14 protein-coding genes and 1 pseudogene are annotated in these 19986 nt (G+C 59.7%); 12 read left to right on the forward strand and 3 right to left on the reverse strand.

The annotated features are described in order from the left end of the window. Nucleotides 1-57: 57 nt before the first annotated feature. Genes CU048_12925 through CU048_12935 form a run of 3 tightly spaced genes read right to left on the reverse strand, consistent with a single transcriptional unit; the run spans nucleotide 58 to nucleotide 4583 of the window. Nucleotides 58-1803, reverse strand: coding sequence for a serine/threonine protein kinase (locus CU048_12925; protein QBR72021.1), 1746 nt, complete (start codon nucleotides 1801-1803; stop codon nucleotides 58-60). Then, nucleotides 1800-2702, reverse strand: a complete 903-nt coding sequence (locus tag CU048_12930; GenBank protein ID QBR72022.1) for a serine/threonine-protein phosphatase — start codon at nucleotides 2700-2702, stop codon at nucleotides 1800-1802. Before CU048_12930 ends, CU048_12925 begins: the two co-directional genes overlap by 4 nt. Before the next feature lie 18 nt (nucleotides 2703-2720). Continuing rightward, nucleotides 2721-4583 (reverse strand): phosphopeptide-binding protein, encoded by a 1863-nt coding sequence (locus CU048_12935; GenBank protein ID QBR72023.1) that lies wholly within the window; start codon nucleotides 4581-4583, stop codon nucleotides 2721-2723. 373 nt (nucleotides 4584-4956) lie between these two features. Between CU048_12935 and CU048_12940 the strand changes: the two genes are divergently transcribed. The 12 genes and pseudogenes from CU048_12940 to CU048_12995 all read left to right on the forward strand — a co-directional run bounded on the left by CU048_12940 (nucleotide 4957) and on the right by CU048_12995 (nucleotide 19947). Beyond that, a complete protein-coding gene (locus CU048_12940) occupies nucleotides 4957-5502 on the forward strand; it encodes a molybdopterin adenylyltransferase (protein QBR72920.1) in 546 nt (181 codons plus the stop codon). Between the two features lie 7 nt (nucleotides 5503-5509). Continuing rightward, nucleotides 5510-8029 (forward strand): hypothetical protein, encoded by a 2520-nt coding sequence (locus tag CU048_12945; protein QBR72024.1) that lies wholly within the window; start codon nucleotides 5510-5512, stop codon nucleotides 8027-8029. Then, the gene (locus tag CU048_12950) at nucleotides 8026-8904 is read left to right on the forward strand and encodes a transglutaminase (GenBank protein ID QBR72025.1); all 879 of its coding nucleotides are present in this window, start codon (nucleotides 8026-8028) and stop codon (nucleotides 8902-8904) included. Before CU048_12945 ends, CU048_12950 begins: the two co-directional genes overlap by 4 nt. Nucleotides 8905-8992: 88 nt before the next feature. After that, nucleotides 8993-10369 (forward strand): hypothetical protein, encoded by a 1377-nt coding sequence (locus CU048_12955; GenBank protein ID QBR72026.1) that lies wholly within the window; start codon nucleotides 8993-8995, stop codon nucleotides 10367-10369. Between the two features lie 225 nt (nucleotides 10370-10594). Beyond that, on the forward strand, nucleotides 10595-11287 hold the full coding sequence (locus tag CU048_12960) for a glutathione S-transferase (protein QBR72027.1): 693 nt from the start codon (nucleotides 10595-10597) through the stop codon (nucleotides 11285-11287). Continuing rightward, complete coding sequence (gene queG, locus CU048_12965) at nucleotides 11158-12429, forward strand: tRNA epoxyqueuosine(34) reductase QueG (GenBank protein QBR72028.1); 1272 nt, start codon at nucleotides 11158-11160, stop codon at nucleotides 12427-12429. The genes CU048_12960 and queG overlap by 130 nt, the downstream gene beginning before the upstream one ends. Nucleotides 12430-12464: 35 nt before the next feature. Next, the gene (locus CU048_12970) at nucleotides 12465-13340 is read left to right on the forward strand and encodes an NAD(P)-dependent oxidoreductase (protein ID QBR72029.1); all 876 of its coding nucleotides are present in this window, start codon (nucleotides 12465-12467) and stop codon (nucleotides 13338-13340) included. Between the two features lie 134 nt (nucleotides 13341-13474). Beyond that, nucleotides 13475-13666 carry a hypothetical protein gene (locus tag CU048_12975; protein ID QBR72030.1) on the forward strand — a complete coding sequence of 64 codons (192 nt, stop codon included), beginning with the start codon at nucleotides 13475-13477 and terminating at the stop codon, nucleotides 13664-13666. Nucleotides 13667-13708: 42 nt separating this feature from the next. Next, nucleotides 13709-15784 carry a peptidase M3 gene (locus CU048_12980; protein QBR72031.1) on the forward strand — a complete coding sequence of 692 codons (2076 nt, stop codon included), beginning with the start codon at nucleotides 13709-13711 and terminating at the stop codon, nucleotides 15782-15784. Nucleotides 15785-15817: 33 nt separating this feature from the next. Next, nucleotides 15818-15928 (forward strand): annotated as a pseudogene (locus CU048_12985) (SAM-dependent methyltransferase). A gap of 138 nt (nucleotides 15929-16066) precedes the next feature. Then, the gene (locus tag CU048_12990; protein QBR72921.1) at nucleotides 16067-17107 is read left to right on the forward strand and encodes a glutathione synthase; all 1041 of its coding nucleotides are present in this window, start codon (nucleotides 16067-16069) and stop codon (nucleotides 17105-17107) included. A 47-nt stretch (nucleotides 17108-17154) separates the two neighbouring features. Continuing rightward, nucleotides 17155-19947: a [protein-PII] uridylyltransferase gene (locus tag CU048_12995; GenBank protein ID QBR72922.1), complete on the forward strand. Its 2793-nt coding sequence runs from the start codon at nucleotides 17155-17157 to the stop codon at nucleotides 19945-19947. Nucleotides 19948-19986 lie beyond the last annotated feature (39 nt).

The following is a 19986-nucleotide window of genomic DNA, read 5'->3' on the forward strand; positions in this document are numbered from 1 at the left end:
CCCATCTAATGAGTTTGCAAACCGTCCGGGATTCTGCTCTGGCCCCAGAGGGCCGACTCACGGCTCGGGAATATATCCGGCCTTGGCCGCGCGATCCGACCAGTCCTGTTCACAATCCGGCTTCAACTTGCCTTCGCGCCGATGACACATGCCGCTGAGGGCGGACATGGCTTCCGCGACGCCACTCGCCGCCGCCTTCTCAAACCAGTAGCGGGCGCTCTCGTAATCCTTGCGAACGCCACCGAAGCCTTGGTGATACATCACGCCAAGTTTGGATTGCGCCATGCCGTAACCTTCGTGGGCGGCCTTTGAGAAATAATAAAAGGCTTGCTGCTGGTCGGAAGGCACCCCGTTGCCGCGAAAATAGAGCAGACCCAATCCATAGGCGCCGGCCGGATCGCCGCTCTTATCCATGCCTTTGGCGATGGTGTAGGCCTCCGGATAGTTCCCTTGTTTCTCGGCCGTTTCAAAATCCGCAAACTTCGGCTTGTCGGTCTCCGGCGCATTGGAGGCCTCCATTCGGAGCGAAGGCTGTTGCTCGATTGGCTGTGGCTGGACCTGGGTTTTGCTGGCGGTCCTGCCGCAATCTGGAAAGCTCGTGTTGCAACCTTCCGACACCGACAGTTTTTCCTGCGTCATATTGGTCGGGGCCATCCGCGAGGATTGATCGAGTGGGCCTCCAACGGCTCGCGATTTGAAATCCGTCGCGGTCTGCGACGGGCCCGAAGTTCCGTACGAGGGGGATGGCTCGGGGCCAGCCCGCAACAGAAAAACGCCGGCTACAATGGCCACGGCAAAGGCGCCTGCCAGAACACCTTGAACGGCCGGATGAAGGCCCTTGAACCGGCGCATGACGGTGGCCGCCCGGCTCCGCGCCAAGGCCAGCGCGACCGTATGCAAGGCTGGCGGTTTCGCGGTTTCCTGGGTGGCCGTTGCCCCCTGGATGAGGCTGGTGTGGTTATGAATGATCGCCGTCGCATCGCCCCGAAGCGCCGTCGCGCCGATCGCATCGCTGAAGGCGCGCATCGTCGGGAAACGTTGCTCCGGTCGCTTGGATAAGGCGATCATGATGGCCGATTCGAGCGAGGGGTCGATTCCAGATATGCGGGGGATGAGCGGCGGCGGCAGCGTGCCGATATGAGCGCGGGTCAGCTCATAGTCGGTGTCTCCCTTGAAGGGCGGGCTTCCGGCCAACAGCTCATAAAGGACGACGGCGAGCGAATAGATGTCGCTGCGTTCGTCGCCTTCCAAACCGCGGCATTGTTCCGGCGACATATAAAGCGGCGTGCCGACCGCGCTGCCCATGCGGGTCATGCGATCGCTGCCGCGCACCCGCGCGATGCCAAAATCCATGATCTTCACGCGGCCGGACTCGGTGACCATCAAATTCGAGGGTTTGATGTCGCGATGGATCACGCCCTGATCGTGGGCGTAGGCCAAGCCGTCGGTGACCTGGGCCAGGATCGCGAGACTTTCCCTTACCGCAAGAGGCCGGCGGCGTTCCTGAATGATCTGCTCGACGGTGCGGCCGCGGACGAGCTCCATGATCATGCAGACGTGATCATCCTCTTGCGGCAGGGCATAGAGCGTCGCAATGTTGGGATGGTTGAGGCGTCCCAGACTTTTCGCCTCGGCGAGGAAACGGTCGACATAGCTGGAATCGCCGGCCAGTTCCGGGCGCAGGAATTTGATCGCGACTTCGCGTCCGACTTTCGTGTCGATTCCGGCGTACACCTCACCGGCGCCGCCTGTCGCTAGTCGCTCCGTGATCTGATAGGGACCAATCATCCGGGGCAGGCTCATGCTAGACCCTCCGGCACTTTGATGATGCGGGTTGTGGCCGCCTCGAAGGCCGCATCTTCTGCGTCCGTCTCAGCAATATCGATGCGCCGCGTCGTTGTCTGCGTGCCCGTGGCTTGGCCGTTCTTGGCACGCACCGCGAAGATGCCGACCGATACATTGTCATATCCGCCGGCCTTGAGCGCCGCCGCGACGAGATTCGAGCAGGCCTCCTGCGGCGCCGCCCGTGCGGCGGCCTCCGCGATCGCCTTGTCGGGCACCATGTTTGTAAGGCCGTCCGAACACAGGATGAGAATGTCCCCGTCGGCCAATGAAATGCCTTCGCCCCACACGGCGGGCTCAACGTCCGGACGCGTGCCAAGCGCCTGCAGCACAATGTTGCCGCCGGCGCTGTCTTTGGCTTCTTCGGCCGTCACCAAGCCGTCGCGGATCATCTGCGCGTGGAGCGTTTGATCTTCACTCAATTGAGTCAATTTGCCGTTGCGCAAAAGATAGGCGCGGCTGTCGCCCACATGCGCGAGCCAGACGCGGCCGTCATGGATGGCGAGCGCCGTGCAGGTCGTGCCCATGCCTTTGCAATCGGGATTGCTTTTGCTGTGGTCGAGAATGGCGCGATTGGCCGCCTCGAAGGCGGTCAGGAGGGAATCCGGAACGGGCGCGTCGAGCAGGAAATAGACGCGGCGCACGACTTCCACGGCGAGGGCGCTCGCGACTTCCCCCGCCGCATGTCCGCCCATCCCGTCGGCAACGAGCAGCAGGCTGCCACGCCGCGCGCTGGGCTCATTGTTGGACGGGATGACGAAGGCGACGGAGTCCTCGTTCGAACTCCGCACGCGGCCGACATCGGTCAGCATCGCGCCAACGATTTGGAATTCAGCGGCGGGTTCTGACGCAAGCGCCATGGCGGGGCGCCTTCCTGATTAAGGATGTTGCGACTGCAGAAGATCGCGGCCGTATTTGATCGGAACGGCCCCGGACGTGTTCGCCCCTCCACGGCTGATGCCGTAGGTGAACAAGCCAATGACCTTCCCGGCTTTGTTGAATACAGGGCCGCCGCTATTGCCCGCGCCCGTCGAGTTGATGCTCAGCTGGATCATGTCGCCCGAGAGGCCCACCATGGTGATCCCGTTCTCGGTCTTGGCCGCGGGGCTGACCAGGGCCACGATTCCCTCGCTGACGAAAGGCAGCGGCACGATATCCTCGTTTTTCCGGATCTGGCCATTTTCGATGGTGGAATTAAAGGCAATCGCCGAGCGCGCCACCGACGGATAACCGAGGGCGATGACTTTCTCGCCGACGGTCACATCGTCATCGCTGGCGATTTCCAATTTGTTGAGGAGCTGCGGCGTGTCGACCTTGATAAGGGCCGCGTCACTTTCACTGGAAACACGCGCGAGATTGGCCGCGGCGCTCACCCGGCTGTTGGCAAAGCGAACTTCGAGCACATCGTCGCGCCCGAAAAACGTATGGGTCCCGCCTTTGGACGGATCGGGGATGTTCCCTTCCACGCCGTTCGGAAACAATGCCATATTCTTCACGAAGACCAGGCCGCCGGAAGCCGGAGCCCAGGCTTTGAGGGAGCTGTAATCTTCGTCCGCCAAATCGATCCGTGTCGGATAGCGCAGTTTGGGATCCTTGGCGCCGGGACCGCCGCCGATCTCATACAGCCAACCGAACCTTGAATCATTGGCGGGATCGGATTGGCCGAAGGCGAGGTTCCAGGGCGCCGCGACATGCTTGTTGGTCAGGATGAACCCATGTTCGCTGACGACGAAGCCGGTGCCCTGCAGCCGTTCGCCGATCGGAATATTGGTCCGATTGTCGTCTTCGAGCGTGAGCCAGCGGACGACCACATTGTTGGGCATGCGCACATAGGCCGGGTAGGTGTAGAGGTCCTTGCTGCGTCTCTCATGGTCCCGGAACGTCTGATGAAACACGGGTTTGCCGGTGGTCTGGTCGTAGAGGCGCCAGGAGGTGCTGATCTGGGCCGTCGCGTTCCCGAATTGCTTGACGATGTCTTGCGAACTCAAGCCGAACTGCTCGTCGGTCTTTGACTCGAGCCCGGCCTGCCGTCGGGAAAGATCATCCTTCAGCCGCTGGTTTTGGGTTTGCAGCTCCTGCTGATCATGGGCGTGCTTCCAATAGAAGAATGCACCACCTAATGCGACGAAAGCGGCGAAACCGGCGAGCGAAGCAATCCAGATGCGGCTGGTCGCCCGGCGCTCTTCACCGAGCAAATGGAGCACGGTCTCTTTGCCGACGCCGGTTTTCGGCGGGGGTTCGAACTTGCCGGTCCCCGTGTCGGCGCCGATATTGGTCTTGGTGACCGCATCATTGGCGGCCATCGAAGCCGCGATCTCGGCAGTTTTGATGACGCGCGTTGCCGCCGCGTCGCCGACGTCGATCAAGCGGGTCCGTGACGCCAGGCTGGACGGCCGCGGCTGCACGTCAAAGATGAGCTTCACGCCATTCTTGCCCAATCCGATGGCATCGTCGGGCAGAAGCTCCAGCTCGTCCGTGATCCGTTCGCCATTCAGAAACGTCCCATTGCTGCTGCCGAGATCGGCGAGTCGGAACGAAATATGCGGCTCCCGAACCACGCGGATTACGGCATGGCGACGGCTCACAACGTCATCGCGGGGAGAATCGAACGCGATCGTCGACGATGGGTCGCGTCCGATCGTGATCTCGGTCAAATCGCCAAGAGAAATTTGTTCAATCTGGTTAGCCTTCGAGCCATTTACATGACGGATGATGATCCGTTCAATCCCGTCATTACTCATTGGCGATGTCTCCCCCAATATTAAAAACTACTTGTATATTTACTTGTGATAGCATCATGCGCAGACGCAAAAAGACCCATTTGCTTCTTCTACCATTTTTTGGACACATTGGCCAGACCGTTGCCTGAGGAGGACCTGTTATCCTTCGAATTACAAAGGTAAAACGCGTCTTCACGTGTATTATTAAGTTTTGATAATCTTCACTCTCCAGTAGAGGCCCGCGGCCAGCCTTACGAAATGCGCCCGCGTGCCGGGCGGAGATTTCCCGCCGACCCTTTCCAAAGCCGGCACCGACGTCTTGCGGCGTGCGGTTCAAAAATCGGTTCCGATCCGTTACACTGCGCTGCAATTTCAAGCGGGCGGAAGGTTTTGCATGGCGGAAGAGACAAACCGCGCGGCCATTATCGGGGTCGTCACTGCTTCCGACCGCGCCAGCGCCGGGCTTTATGAAGATCAAAGCGGACCCGCCATTGTCGCCTACCTGTCCAAGATTCTGACGAGCCCGTTTCATATCGTCCAAAAAATAATTCCGGATGGGTTCGAATCCGTGCGTGATACGCTTATCGAACTCGCGGATAAGGAGAAGTGCGATTTGATCCTGACCACCGGTGGCACCGGGCCCTCCCCCCGCGATTTGACACCGGAAGCCACGGAGGCCGCCGCCGCCCGGGTGTTGCCCGGCTTCGGCGAACTCATGCGTCAGGAAAGCTTGAAGCAGGTCCCGACCGCAATTCTGTCGCGCCAGATCGCGGCGCATCGCGGTCCCTGCCTGATCATTAACCTGCCCGGCAAACCGGCATCGATCGAAACCTGCCTGAATGCGATCTTTCCGGCTGTGCCTTACTGCCTCGACCTCATCGGCGCCGCCAGCATCCAGACCAACGCGGCGATCCTGAAATCTTTTCGGCCCAAGCCATAAGCAATAGATGAGCCTCAGCGCGTCGGACCAGACCAACCCCCATATCGAAGCGGCCGAGCGGCTCGCGAAGCTGGCAGCCGGTTACAAGCCGCTGCCCGGAATCCCAGATGAATTCATCGGCAAGGATGGGCGCCCCCGGCCGCATTGGCTGCGCTTTCTCGGCTCGCTCATGGATTTGGGAGCCGAGGACATTCCGCGCCGCTTCGCCACCGCGGACCGGCACATTCGGGACACGGGCGTCTCCTATCGCGCCTATGGCGATACGAGCGAGCGGGCCTGGCCGCTTTCCCATGTCCCTCTCCTCATCAATGATGACGAATGGCGCGACATCGCGCAGGGCATTGAGCAGCGCGCGCGGCTCATGGAAATGGTCGTTGCCGATATTTACGGCGAAGGCCGATTGGTCACCGCCGGCGATTTGCCCGCGGCCGTCGTCACCGGCAGCCCGGATTTCTTGCATCCCCTGCATGGGGTGAGCCCTCCCGGCGGCAAATTTCTGCAAATTTACGCTGCGGATCTCGGACGCGGGCCGGATGGCCGCTGGTGGGTGATTGGCGACCGTACCCAGGCGCCGTCCGGCGCCGGTTACGCGCTTGCCAACCGCCTCGTCCTGTCGCGTGCGTTTCCGACCCTCTATCGCGACATGAATGTCGAGCGGCTTGCCCCCTTTTTCGAGGCATTCCGCCTGGGCCTGACCTCGATGGCGCAGCGGTCCAATCCGCGCATCTGCCTCCTTACACCAGGTCCGTTCAACGAGACCTATTTCGAGCAGGCCTATCTTGCCCGCTACCTCGGCCTGCTGTTGGTCGAAGGCGGCGATCTGACGATGCGCGATGGGAAGGTGCATGTGCGGACCATCGCCGGCTTGAAGCGCGCCGATGTGATCTGGCGCCGGATCGATAGTGATTTCGCCGATCCGCTGGAACTCAATGCGCGCTCGCGCCTTGGTGTGCCGGGACTGGTCGATGCCTTGCGCCAGGGCGGCGTCGTGATCGCCAATGCACTTGGGTCGGGGGTGCTCGAAGCGCCGGCGATGATGAGTTTCATGCCGAAGCTCTGCCGCAAGCTGCTGGGCGAAGATCTTCGCCTGCCGAACATCGCGACCTGGTGGTGCGGCCAGGAGCAGGCCCGAGAGTCGGTCATCGAGGACATGGACGATCTCGCGATCGCGGGCGCCTATGGCAATCCGGTGCTCGGCTTTCCACGCAATCAGCCGGTTGTCGGCGCCGCCCTGACCGAACAAGAAAAAGAACGTCTCAAGGCCGCCATTTCCGAGCGGGGCATTGATTTCGTCGGCCAGGAAGTCGTCAATTTGTCCACGACCCCGGTGTGGCACGACGGTCTGCTCATTCCGCGGCCCTTCGTTCTGCGGGTCTATGCCGCGCATACGCCCGATGGATGGAAAATCATGCCGGGCGGATTTTGCCGCATTTCTGGCCGGACCGACGCGCGCGCCGTTTCGATGGGGGAGGGGGTTCAGTCGGCGGACGTCTGGGTGCTCGCCGACAAGCCGGTGGCCATGGTCAGCCTGCTGCCGACGGACGAGACCGTTCGCATTCGCCGCATCATGGGCACCCTGCCGAGCCGGGCCGCCGATAATCTGTTCTGGCTCGGTCGCTATCTCGAACGTTCCGAAGCGACCCTGCGCTTGATCCGGTGTCTCGCTGGCCGGATGATCGAGACCGATGCAGGGACAGCCAATGTCGGTTGGGCGGCTTGCAAGCTCACGGGCCTGCTGGTGTCCTGGCATGCGGCCCCCGTGACCGCCGTCACCGACACCATGAAGATGGCGGCGATTGCTCTGCATGGGGACGAAGACTACGGTTCTGCGCTATCCCTTGTCCGCGATGCGCGCCGCGCCGCCTCGTTCATTCGAGAGCGCCTTTCGCCCGACACCTGGCGGTTGATCGGCGATCTCAATCAGAACCTTGCCGTGCCGTCGCATGGGCCTCTCAGCGAGGCCGAGGCTTTCGAGCGTGCCGATACGGCCCTGCGGACAATCGCGGCGATCTCGGGTCTAGCCCAGGAAAACATGAATCGCGGCGCGGGCTGGCGCATCTTCGACGTGGGCCGCCGTATCGAGCGGGGCATCAATACCTGCCGCTTCGCACGCCATTTTGCCAGCAGCGACGCGCCGGCCGACGATCTCGACGTCCTGCTCGATCTCGTCGATTCGCAAATCACCTATCGTTCGCGCTATCTGATGGGCGTTGCGCTCAATCCGGTTCGGGACATGGTCGTGCTCGATCCGTTCAATCCGCGCTCGGTTGCCTTTCAGATCGAACGGCTCGATGAACATCTCGAAAATCTTCCTTTGTTGAGCGACGACGGAATGCTCGAGACGCCGCGTCGATTGATCCTGCAACTCGCGGCCGAGGTTACGACGGCCATCGCTCCAAGCCTTAACAATGAAAAGATTCTTGGCTTCGAGCAAAATCTTCTCGGCCTCGCCGACGCGATCGCCGCGCGGTATTTCCTGCAAGGTCCGCATGTTGCGCGGGCCGATAAATCGAGTGGCCTCGCGTGATCTACGATATTCGCCACCAGACCCTGTATGAATACGGCTCGACGGTGACGTTTTCGAACTGCGCTCTGCGGCTGTTGCCGAAGGACGGCCCCGGCCAAACAGTGCTCGCGAGCGAACTTCTGATCACGCCGGAACCGGCGCAAATGATCGAACGGATTTGTTTTTTTGGCAATCGCCTCACATTCCTGACGATCGAAACCGCACATCGCAAATTGATCGTCGAAGCCAGGACAAGTGTTGAGGTCGACCGCCCGGAGCCTCCGATTTTAAGCGCTACACCCGCTTTCGAGACGGTTCGCGAGGAGGCCTTTGGCAGCGACTCTCTTGATAAAGAGTCGCCCGCGCATTTTTTGCACCCGAGCCGGCTTGCGCCGCGGTTCGAGCCGGCCTCGGACTATGCGCGGGCAAGCTTTCCGGCCGGCCGACCAATCCTCGAAGGCGCCAATGAATTGATGCGGCGGATCAAGGCCGATTTCAAATACGACACCAAAGCAACGGTGGTTTCGACGCCGATTTCGGAGGCTTTCGAGAAGCGCCACGGCGTTTGCCAGGATTTCGCCCATATCATGATTGCGGGCCTGCGCGGCATTGGCCTGCCGGCGGCCTATATCTCGGGGTATATCCGGACGATTCCGCCCCCGGGCAAGAAACGTCTTGAAGGCGCCGATGCCATGCATGCCTGGGTTTCGGTCTGGTGCGGCGAGACGCATGGCTGGGTCGATCTCGACCCCACCAATTCCATCATGATCGGCAATGATTTTATCGTCTTGGCGAAGGGCCGCGATTACGCCGATATTTCTCCGGTGGCGGGAATAATCCTGGGTTCGCGCGAACAGGATGTCGATGCGCGTGTCGATGTCGTGCCGCGAGCGTAGCTTTTTTATTTACAGATTTCGAAATTGGCATAACAATATTTTTTCTTGAAGTAATTGAATTTTCTTCCAGTAATTTGGATGGGTTAGAATGACCCTCTGTTTCTTCTCAAAAATCTGCCTCGCCGCCGTGGGATTTGCGCTCTGCCTTGCAAATGGCGCCTGGGCGCAGCAGTGTTCCTCGGCTTCCCCCCAAGAGCTTTTGGCAGCCATTAAACTCGCACCGGAGAAGTCGGCGGCAGCCTATGCGGATTGGGCTCCCTGGGGTTCACGCATGAGCGTGGCAATTCGACCTCTGGCTTTTGCACAGGGCGGTGAAGTCGACGCCGAAAACGTGAAGGAAACGGTCCGTTTACGCTATCGGGTCTTGGTGGAAACGGCAAAAGGTTCGCAGCAGTTCGTCCCACTCATATCGGTGAGTGCGCTTCCCAAAGACCATCCTCTGGTCGAGAAGGGGAAGGCGGCCGAGAACGACATCTTGTTGACCTTTCTTCTGCCGGAGAATTCTGCGGCTTGGGGGTGGGGACGCGGCAATATTACCGCGATAGCCTGTCAAGACAATCAACTGCAGTTTTTTGCAAACACGCAGACCAATTTTTCAAGTCCAAAAACAACGGCGCTCGTCAGTTTGGTGGTCGCTTTAGCCATATACATATTCCTGTCCCAAGGGGTACGTATGTGGGAGATTAGACATGAATTGCGGAAGCTAAACTGGTATAAATATCTGGACCCGGTGATCTTGACTTCTGGTCCTAATGGAGATGGCAGCATATCGCGGTTGCAAATCCTCTATTTTTCCTTTCTCGTCTTTGCACTCGTCTTGAATTTCTTTCTTAAGTACGGCCAACTCAGTGGTTTATCCGATAGTATTCTAGTTTTATTGGGTATCTCCGGTGGTGCCGCGGCATTCGCCAAGATCGCGGACGGACAAAAGGAAAGACTGAGCTTAGAGAATTGGGCTTGGCTGATCGAGCAAAAATGGTTGCCGGAAAAGGGCGTCGCCGCCACCAAGGTCGCGAAATGGACCGATCTCGTGACCTCCGCCGATGGCGTCGATGTCTATCGCGTCCAAATGCTCATCTTCAGCCTTATCGTCGGCATGAGCCTGACCAAAAATGGCCTCACCGACCTGACGGATTTTTCGATCCCTCAGTCCATGCTGGAATTGATGGGCCTTAGTCAGGTGGTCTATTTGGGCGGCAAACTGGTGGCTTCGCCGGGCTACAAGGAGCTCGACAACACCCTGACAGAACTTCGTAAAATGAATCCGTCCGATTACGCCAAACAGGTGCCGGTTGTGCGAAAAATGTTTGAAACCGTGTTTGGCGCAATTGCTCCAGAGGCCATTCTCCCGTCGCCGCCCCAAAAAAGTGGGCTCACAGCGGATGCTCGGGAAGTAGATGCGAGTGGAAGCCGGGTAGGAGGAGCGATTGGTGTCGCCAGCGCACCCGAGCAAGCCAAGAGCTGAAAGCGGCATAACTGCCCAGGCCCAATTGCCCGCCTGAGGCGCCGGCGATTCGGCGTGCCAACTTTCGTCAGCTTCTTGCGCTCAAACTTTACAAAGTCTTTACCTTAACTTGGGATGTCTCCCTCACCCGGCGCATCTTCCTTCGCCGATGACCATTGTTTTGCCTAAACTTTTAGGCTCATAAGTCCGTCCATACCGGGCGTTTGCCTCAGAACTTGGAGCCGAATGGTCACGCTCTTTCATCATCCGCTTTGCCCGCATTCGCGTTTCGTGAGGGTGCTGTTGGGCGAATACGCCATCAAGCCCGACCTCATCGAGGAAAAGCCCTATGAACGGCGGCGCGATTTCCTGGCTCTCGATCCTGCCGGGCAAACCCCGGTTCTTGTGGAAGAATCGGGGATTGTAATTTCAGGCCCGGGTCCGATCGCCGAATATTTCGACGAAACCCATGGCCTTGCCCTGGGCCGCCACCGGCTGCTGCCCGAGGATCCGGCTTCGCGGGCCGAGGTGCGGCGGCTGTTCGAATGGTTCAGCCAGAAATTCTACAACGAAGTGTCCAATTGGCTCGTCAACGAAAAGGTTTATAAGCGGTTTATGTCGCGGGAGCAGGGCGGCGGCGGGCCCGACATGAACCTCGTACATGCGGCGCGGGTCAATATCCGCACCCATCTGCGCTATATCGGTTATCTGGCCGGCCATCGGAATTGGCTCGCGGGCGACCGGCTATCCCATGCCGATCTGGCCGCGGCGGCGCATCTCTCCTGCGTGGATTTTCTAGGCGACGTGCCATGGGACGAGGACGAGACGGCAAAAGTCTGGTACGCGCGGATAAAATCGCGTCCGGCGTTCCGCTCGCTGCTCGCGGACCGGTTGCCGGGCCTCTCCCCGAATCCCATCTATGCGGACCTCGATTTTTAAGCTCCGATTTCGGATCGCAGCTGCGGGCGAAGGCCCAATCGCTGGGCTTCGACATTTGCCGAGTCACGGATCCGGGGTCCATTCCCGACGCGCCGGAAAGACTGGCCGCCTGGCTGGCCTCCGGCGCGTCCGGCTCGATGGACTGGCTGGCCGAGACGCAAGCGCGACGGGCCAATCCGCGACTCCTGTGGCCGGAGACCGCGAGCATTATTCTCGTTGGCATGAATTACGGGCCGGCGGAGGATCCGCTCGCCGCGTTGGCGCGGAGATCGAGGGGGAATATTTCCGTTTACGCGCGAAACCGCGACTATCACGACCTTATCAAGGGGCGTCTCAAGCTGCTGGCCGCATGGCTCGTCGCCCAAGCCAAAGGGACTGAGCTTAAGGTTTTCGTCGATACCGCGCCGGTGATGGAAAAGCCGCTGGCCCAGGCGGCGGGCCTTGGCTGGGCCGGCAAACACAGCAATCTGGTCTCCCGGGACTTCGGCTCCTGGCTGTTTCTCGGCTCGATTTTCACCAATCTGCCGCTCGTGCCCGATCCGCCGGAAACGGACCATTGCGGCCATTGCCGGGCCTGCCTCGATATCTGCCCGACGCGGGCGTTTTCGCGCCCCTATGTGCTCGATGCTAGGCGTTGCATTTCCTATCTCACCATCGAGCATAAGGGCCACATCGACGTCGAGTTCCGGCCGCTAATGGGAAACCGGATCTATGGCTGCGATGATTGTCTGGCCGTCTGCCCCTGGAACAAATTTGCGGCCGTGGCCCGGGAAGCGAAATTGCAGCCGCGCGAAGACTTGTGTGCACCGCCTCTGGCCGAATTGCTTCGCCTTGACGATGCCGCCTTTCGGGGTTTCTTTGCCGGAAGCCCGATCAAGCGAATCGGGGTCGACCGTTTCCTGCGCAATGTCTTGATCGCGGCCGGCAATTCCGGCGATGGGGCGATCGCCGGCGCGGTTGAAGAGAAACTTGCGAGTGCGTCTCCCCTCGTGCGGGCGATGGCGGTTTGGGCGCTGAGTCGGCTCGTTGCGTTCGATCACTTTATTGAACTCGAACGGCGCTGGCATCCGGTCGAGACCGACGAAGCGGTCAAGGCGGAATGGGCGATGGCGAATCACGCCGGCGCTGCTTTAAAGCCATGACGGAGACCGATTGATTTGAAAAAAGGCCGTCCTTCATGAAGCTCTTTGCATTCGGTCTTGGCTATTGCGCGCGCCATTTCATTGCCCGCTCGGGAAACGCCTATGAATCCGTCGCAGGCACGGTTCGGAGCGCCGCCAAAGCCGAGGAGCTGAAAGCTGAAAATATCGAGGTCTTGGTGTTCGGCCCCGAGCATGAGGATCCTTCCATCGCCGAGAAGGTTGCCGCCGCCGACGTTCTCCTGGTTTCGGTCCCGCCGGGCATTTCGGTCGATCCTGTGTTGGCGCGGTTCGGTCACCGCATCGCCAGCCTCAGGCGCCCGCAGACGATCGTCTATCTCTCGACCATCGGCGTTTATGGCGACCGTCGTGGCGAATGGGTCGATGAAACGGCGACCCCCGTGCCGTCCTCTGCGCGTTCGGTCGCGCGGCTCCAGGTTGAAAAATCCTGGGCTGCCATTGGCAAGGAAATCGACAAGAAGGTTCATATTCTGCGGCTTGCGGGAATTTATGGCCCCGGCCGCAATGCGCTCGCCAATCTGAAGTCCGGCACCGCGAAGCGGATCGTGAAACGGGGGCAGGTCTTCAACCGGATCCATGTGGAGGATATCAGCCGGGCGATCGAGGCCGCCGTGGCCTACACTGGCCCGAGCGGCATTTGGAATGTGAGCGACGATGCGCCATCGCCGCCGCAGGATGTGATTACGTTCGCGGCCATGCTGATGGGCATCGATCCGCCGCCCGAGCAACAGGTCGAGACCGCCGAAATGTCGCCGATGACGCGAAGCTTTTACGCCGAGAACAAGCGCGCCTCGAATTGGAAATTGAAGGACGAGCTTGGCGTCAAACTCGCTTTCCCGACCTATCGGGTCGGCCTGGAAGCGCTTTGGGAAGCGGGCGAGGGGCGCAGCTGACGGCTTTCAAAAGTGCCAGCAGGTCCTCAGACGGATCATGTCATCATGAAAGTGGAAACCGGGTGCCATAGATGCAGCTATCGCGCGAAGGATCTTCTCCTGTATGCTTGCTGAACGCAACAAGAGGTTTCTTCATGGCATACGGACTATGCTTCCTGACCGAAAGCGGCACCGGGAAAAGCATCGCGATTAACCCACAACTTGTCCGTCTCATAATCCAAATTGACGAGAACAAGGTCGCGATCGTGTTCGACAACGATCTACGAGTTACAATTGACGGAACTGTGGCCTCGATTTCTGGTAGTCTCCGAAAAGCAATGTGGTAATCGCGCCATGAAAGATCACCCCAAATATCGGACAGCCCAGCCATGGATGAAAAGAATCCGCGCGGAAACCCGCTGCTTGAACCATGGACGGGGCCTTTCGAAATCCCTCCGTTCGATCAGCTGAAACCGGAGCAATTCCGGCACGCGTTTGAGGTTGCTCTAGGCGCGGCGCGCGGCGAAATCCAGTCGATCGCCAATAATCCCGAGTCCCCGACATTCGCAAATACGATCGAGGCGCTCGAAAAAAGCGGCCGCGAATTGACCCGCGTTGCCTCGGTTTTTTTCAATCTGGCGGGCGCCGACACCAATGACGAACTCGAAGCGATCGAGCGCGAGGTCACGCCCTTGCTCGCGCGCCATCGCAGCGAACTTTATCTCAACGAGGCGCTGTTCCAGCGTGTCGATGCGCTGCAGGCCAAGAGGGACACGCTCGATCTCGATGCCGAACAAGCCCGTGTTTTGGAGCGCTATCATATTGCCTTCCGGCGCAACGGCGGCGGACTGCCGCAGCAAACCAAGGCGCGACTCGCCGAGATCAACGAGCGGTTGGCGACGCTTGGCACAAACTTCGGCCAAAACATTCTTGCCGATGAGCGAGCCTATATGCTGGTTTTGTCGACGCCGGAGGAGCTCGCCGGACTTCCTGACTCGCTGATAGACGCGGCAGCGCAAACCGCCGCCGACCGGGGCCTTCCCGGCAAATATGGAATCACGCTTTCGCGTTCGAGCATCGAACCGTTCTTGCAGTTTTCGACGCGTCGCGATCTTCGTGAAAAAGCGTTTCGGGCCTGGACCCAGCGCGGCGAAAGCGGCGGGGTGACGGACAATCGCGCCATTGCGGCCGAAATGGTGCAATTACGGGCCGAACGCGCGCAGCTTCTCGGCTTTGAAAGTTTCGCGCATTTCCGCGTCGCCGATACGATGGCGAAAACCCCGCAGGCCGCGCTCGATCTATTGCAGTCCGTATGGGTGCCCGCGCGGGCCCGAGCCCTGCGCGAGGAGGAAGCCTTGCAGGCGCTGGTCGCCGGGGAGGGCGGCAATTTCGATCTTGCCCCTTGGGATTGGCGCTTTTATGCCGAGCGCCGCCGCAAGCTGGAGTTCGATCTCGACGAAGGCGAGCTCAAGCCCTATCTGCAACTGGACAAAATGATTGAGGCGGCGTTTTTCACCGCCAACCGGCTGTTCGGCCTCTCTTTCATCGAACGCACAGATCTGCCGCTCTACCACCCGGACGCGCGGTCTTGGACGGTGGCCGGACGCGACGGCCAAGAGCTCGCGCTTTTTGTCGGCGATTATTTCGCACGGCCCTCGAAGCATAGCGGCGCCTGGATGAGTTCGTTCCGGGAACAGCACAAGCTCGAAGGCGAGGTCCGGCCGATCATCGTTAATGTTTTGAATTTTGCCAAGGCCGCCGAGGGGCAGGCCAGCCTTCTGAGTTTCGATGATGCGCGCACCTTGTTTCATGAATTCGGTCATGCCCTCCACGGCATGTTGTCGAATGTCACCTATCCGATGATCTCGGGCACCAATGTCGCCCGCGACTTTGTCGAATTCCCATCGCAGCTTTACGAGCATTGGCTGGAGCAGCCGGAAATTCTGCGCCGCTTCGCCGTGCATCACGAAACCGGCGAACCGATGCCGGAAGCGCTGGTTCAAAGGCTCTTGTCGGCGCGTCAATTCAACCAGGGTTTTGCGACCGTCGAATATGCGTCATCGGCTCTGATCGATCTCAATCTTCATCTTGAGCCGAAGCCCGAAGCGATCGATATCGTCGAATTTGAAAAGCAGCAACTCGGCAAGCTTGGCATGCCCGGCTCGATTGTCATGCGCCACCGCACACCGCATTTCCAGCACATCTTCTCCGGCGATTCCTATTCGGCGGGCTATTACAGCTATCTCTGGTCGGAAGTGCTCGATGCCGATGGATTTGGGGCTTTCGAGGAGCGCGGCGATATTTTCGATCCCGAGACCGCCAGCAGGCTGGAGACTTACGTTTATTCCGCAGGCTATAGCCGCGATCCGGATGAGGCCTATAAGCGGTTTCGCGGCAGCGCGGCGCGGCCCGAGCCGCTCTTGCGCAAGCGCGGGCTGATGGAGGCGCCGTCCACAGAAGTTTGAGCTGGCCTGGAAAAGGGTAGAACCAACGGCCCAGATCACGATGATTTTGGATTGACTCAATCCAAAATCATCGTGATCGATTCTAAAAATTTAGAGCGGGATGCGGGCGGAAAACCGGCTTCCACTTTTCCTCATCCTGCTCTAGGCCATTGATCTTTAAAGGTTTAGCTGGTTTTTTCGGCGCAAATGGCAGCGTGAGCCTATCTGCCCCTTGCGAAATTTCCGCAGCCATGCGCCATGCTGGGGCTGCCAGACTCACAGCGTCTCCCCGAGGGGAATTCCATGTCCTTGAATGTCGCCGTCCAAATGGACCCGATCGACAAGATCAACATTGCCGGCGATTCGACCTTCGCTCTGATGCTTGAGGCGCGCGCCCGCGGCCACAAACTCTTCTACTACACCCCCGACAAGCTTTCCCTGCAGGATGGACGTGTGGTGGCCGTGGCAGCGCCGATCGAAGTGCGGGATGTCGAAGGCGATCATTTCAGCCTGGGCGCGGCCGCCCGAATCGACCTTGCCTCCCTGGACATCGTGCTGCTGCGCCAGGATCCGCCGTTCGATCTGGCCTATATCACCTCGACCCATCTCCTCGAGCATTTGCAGCCCAAGGTTCTGATCGTCAATGATCCGGCAAGTGTCCGCAATGCGCCGGAAAAGCTTTTTGTGATGCGTTTTCCGCAGCTTATGCCCCCAACCCTGATCACCCGGGACAAGCAGGCGATTGAGGCGTTCCGGCAGGAGCACGGGGAGGTGGTCATGAAACCCCTGCATGGGCACGGCGGCGCGGCCGTATTCAAAATCGCCCGCAAAGACCCGAATTTCGGTTCGCTCTACGATCTTTTCGCCACCACTTTTCGCGAACCCTGGGTTGTCCAGCGCTTTTTACCCAAGGTGGCGGAAGGCGACAAGCGCATCATTCTGATTGACGGCGTAGCGGCCGGCGCGGTCAACCGGGTGCCGGCCGAGAATGATATTCGCTCAAATCTTGTGCGGGGCGGTGCCGCCGCCGCCACGGAGTTCACGCCGCGGGAGCGGGAAATCTGCGCGACCATCGGACCTGAACTTAAGCGGCTGGGATTGCTTTTCACCGGTATAGACGTCATCGACGGCAATTTAACCGAGATCAATGTGACATCGCCGACGGGGATCCGGGCGATCAAACGGCTTGGCGGACCAGACCTCGCGGCTTCGATCTGGGATGCGATCGAGGCAAAAATGCTGCCCAAATCGGCCTTGCCATTGATGGAAACGGGCCCCAAATCAGATAGGATAGGGGTCAAGGTCCACGGCGCTTCCCCCTCGCCCGACAGCAGGAATCCATGAACGTCTTGCTCGAGACAGTGTCGCCGGGCCGCCCCCGGCGCAACAGGATGAACTTGCCGCAGGGAGCTTATTTCCATCGGGCGAACCTGTGCGCCGAGCTTGCGGCCCTCCGTTCCGGGGATGAGCCGCCGCATGTGATCCGCAAAGAGGTGGTCACGCTTTTCCGCACTGCGCTGAACCACGGACGCACGCTTGCCCGCAAGAGTCTCATGGCCAATGGTGGCGGTCTCGCTTGTGCCGGCCATCTTGCCCATATCGAAGATGAATTGATCCGGGCGATCTTCGAATATGTGACGACCTATGTTCATCCCTGTGAAGGCGAGACCGCTGACAAAGCGCTCGTGATCGCCGCGGTGGGCGGCTATGGCCGCGCCACCCTGGCGCCAGGTTCGGACATCGATTTGCTGTTCCTGCTGCCTTCAGGCAACCGGCTTCGCGCCGAACGGATCGTCGAAGCGATCCTTTATATGCTTTGGGATCTGGGCCAGAAAGTTGGCCATTCGACCCGCACCGTCAAGGAATGTCTGGTTGAAGCCCGCGGCGACATGACGATCCGCACGTCGCTTCTGGAAGCGCGCCACATCGTTGGCGACATGGAGCTGTTTGAGACCCTGCGGACGCGGTTCGAGCGCGAGATCGTTCGCGGCACAGCCGCCGAATTCGTCGCCGCCAAGCTCGCCGAACGCGATACCCGCATCGCGCTGGCGGGGCGCTCGCGCTATCTTGTGGAACCGCAAGTCAAGGACGGAAAAGGCGGTCTCCGCGATCTGAATACTTTGTTTTGGATCGCCAAATACGTCTATCAGGTGCGCGAGTCCGCTGATCTTGTCGCCGCCGGGCTGTTTTCCAGATCCGAATACCGGCTGTTCCTGCGCTGCGAGGAGTTTCTTTGGCGGGTGCGCTGCCATCTGCATTTTCTGACCGGCAGGGCGGAAGAGAGGCTGAGCTTCGACCATCAACGCCGGATCGCCGAAAGGCTCGGCTATTCGAGCCGCGGCGGTCTGGCGAGCGTTGAGCGGTTCATGAAGCATTACTTCCTGATCGCCAAGGATGTCGGCGATTTGACCGCGATCGTCTGCGCGGCGCTGGAAGAAAAGCAAGCCAAGCCCACGGCTACGCTCGACCGTTTCAGACCGTTTCTGCGCAAGCAGAAGGTGATCAAGACGGGTGATTTCGAAGTCGAGAATGGCCGCGTCACCGTCACAAGTCCGGATGTGTTTGTGCGCGATCCGGTCAATCTCATCAGGCTTTTTTGGGTCGCGGACCGCAATGGCCTGGCGATTCATCCCGATGCCACGAGACTTGTTACGCGGGCTCTGAAGAGGATCGATGCGAAGCTCCGCGCCGATCCCGAAGCCAATCGGCTGTTCTTGGAAATTCTGACGTCCCGAAACGAATCCGAAATTGTTCTGCGCCTCATGAACGAAGCCGGCGTCCTCGGACGTTTCATTCCCGATTTCGGCCGCATCGTCGCGCTGATGCAATTCAACATGTACCACCATTATACCGTCGACGAACATCTGTTGCGGGCGGTGGGCAATCTCGCCGAGATCGAGTCTCGCAAGATGGCCGCCGAGCTTCCCTTGGCGACCGAGATCGTGCCTTCGATCGGAAATCGAAGGGCACTGTTTCTTGCGCTTTTTCTGCACGATATCGCCAAAGGGCGCATGGAAGATCACTCCGTGGCGGGCGTCGATGTTGCCAGATCGCTGGGCCCGCGCCTCGGCCTGACGGAGGCCGAGACCGAGACCGTCGCTTGGCTGGTGGAAAACCATTTGATCATGTCGGATACAGCGCAGCGGCGCGATCTCGCCGACAATAAAACAATTGAGACCTTCGCAAACCGCGTTCAGACTCTGGAACGCCTCAAGATGCTTTTTGTCCTGACCGTCTGCGACATCCGTGCTGTCGGTCCGGGCGTTTGGAACAATTGGAAGGGCGAGCTGTTGCGGACTCTCTATTGGGAGGCCGAGGTCGTGCTCGCCGGCGGCCACTCCACGATCAATCGTAAGCAGCGTGTCGCCCAGGCCCGCGCGGAACTGCGGCGGGCTCTGCCGACGTGGTCGGACCTCGATTTCGAGGCCTATGCGGCGCGGCTCCCCCAACCCTATTGGCTCAAGGCGACGCTGGCGCAGAAGCTGCTCCATGCCAAGCTTTTGAATATGACCGAGATGGAGGTGTTTGCGCCGATTACCCATATTCTGGCGGATCGCGAGCGCGGTGTGACAGAGCTCACCATCATCGCCCCCGATCATGCCCGACTCTTGTCTATTGTTGCCGGAGCTTGTGCATCCTCTTCGGCCAATATTGTCGATGCCCAGGTTTTCACGACAACCGACGGGCTGGCCCTCGATACGATCTTCATTTCACGCGCGTTCGATCATGATGAAGACGAAATGCGGCGTGCGGGCCGGATTATTCTGACGATCGAGCGGGCGTTGACCGGCGAAATCCGGTTGCGCGATGTGATTCCTGGATCGACCGGGCAAAGCGGTCGCCCGGTTTTCCGTATCCATCCGGAAGTGTCGATCGACAATACGCTTTCGAATCGGTTCACGGTCCTCGAAGTGACGGGCCTTGACAGACCCGGCGTGCTATACGAACTGACAACGATTATTTCGAGACTGAACCTCAACATAGCGTCGGCGCATATTGCGACCTTTGGCGAAAAGGTTGCGGACGTTTTTTATGTGACCGATCTGACCGGCGAGAAAATCATTTCGGAGCGCCAGCAGGATGCGATTCGCCGTGCGATTTTAGGAATTTTCATCTCAAACCAAGACGTCCTTCCGGCACCAGGTCCCACTCTGGAGCATTCGGGCGAACTTAAATTTGGCTGATAGAGGTTGCAGAAGCGGAGGGGTCACCGGGTCCCCGCG

Source organism: Beijerinckiaceae bacterium (assembly GCA_004564215.1).
Classification (GTDB): domain Bacteria; phylum Pseudomonadota; class Alphaproteobacteria; order Rhizobiales; family Beijerinckiaceae; genus Methylocapsa.

Excerpts from the sequence above, each read along its gene's own strand:
- CU048_12925 (QBR72021.1), bottom strand. The coding sequence starts at position 1,803 with ATGAGCCTGCCCCGGATGATTGGTCCCTATCAGATCACGGAGCGACTA.
- CU048_12930 (QBR72022.1), bottom strand. The coding sequence starts at position 2,702 with ATGGCGCTTGCGTCAGAACCCGCCGCTGAATTCCAAATCGTTGGCGCG.
- CU048_12935 (QBR72023.1), bottom strand. The coding sequence starts at position 4,583 with ATGAGTAATGACGGGATTGAACGGATCATCATCCGTCATGTAAATGGC.
- CU048_12940 (QBR72920.1), top strand. The coding sequence starts at position 4,957 with ATGGCGGAAGAGACAAACCGCGCGGCCATTATCGGGGTCGTCACTGCT.
- CU048_12945 (QBR72024.1), top strand. The coding sequence starts at position 5,510 with ATGAGCCTCAGCGCGTCGGACCAGACCAACCCCCATATCGAAGCGGCC.
- CU048_12955 (QBR72026.1), top strand. The coding sequence starts at position 8,993 with ATGACCCTCTGTTTCTTCTCAAAAATCTGCCTCGCCGCCGTGGGATTT.
- CU048_12960 (QBR72027.1), top strand. The coding sequence starts at position 10,595 with ATGGTCACGCTCTTTCATCATCCGCTTTGCCCGCATTCGCGTTTCGTG.
- queG (QBR72028.1), top strand. The coding sequence starts at position 11,158 with ATGGGACGAGGACGAGACGGCAAAAGTCTGGTACGCGCGGATAAAATC.
- CU048_12970 (QBR72029.1), top strand. The coding sequence starts at position 12,465 with ATGAAGCTCTTTGCATTCGGTCTTGGCTATTGCGCGCGCCATTTCATT.
- CU048_12975 (QBR72030.1), top strand. The coding sequence starts at position 13,475 with ATGGCATACGGACTATGCTTCCTGACCGAAAGCGGCACCGGGAAAAGC.
- CU048_12980 (QBR72031.1), top strand. The coding sequence starts at position 13,709 with ATGGATGAAAAGAATCCGCGCGGAAACCCGCTGCTTGAACCATGGACG.
- CU048_12990 (QBR72921.1), top strand. The coding sequence starts at position 16,067 with ATGTCCTTGAATGTCGCCGTCCAAATGGACCCGATCGACAAGATCAAC.
- CU048_12995 (QBR72922.1), top strand. The coding sequence starts at position 17,155 with ATGAACTTGCCGCAGGGAGCTTATTTCCATCGGGCGAACCTGTGCGCC.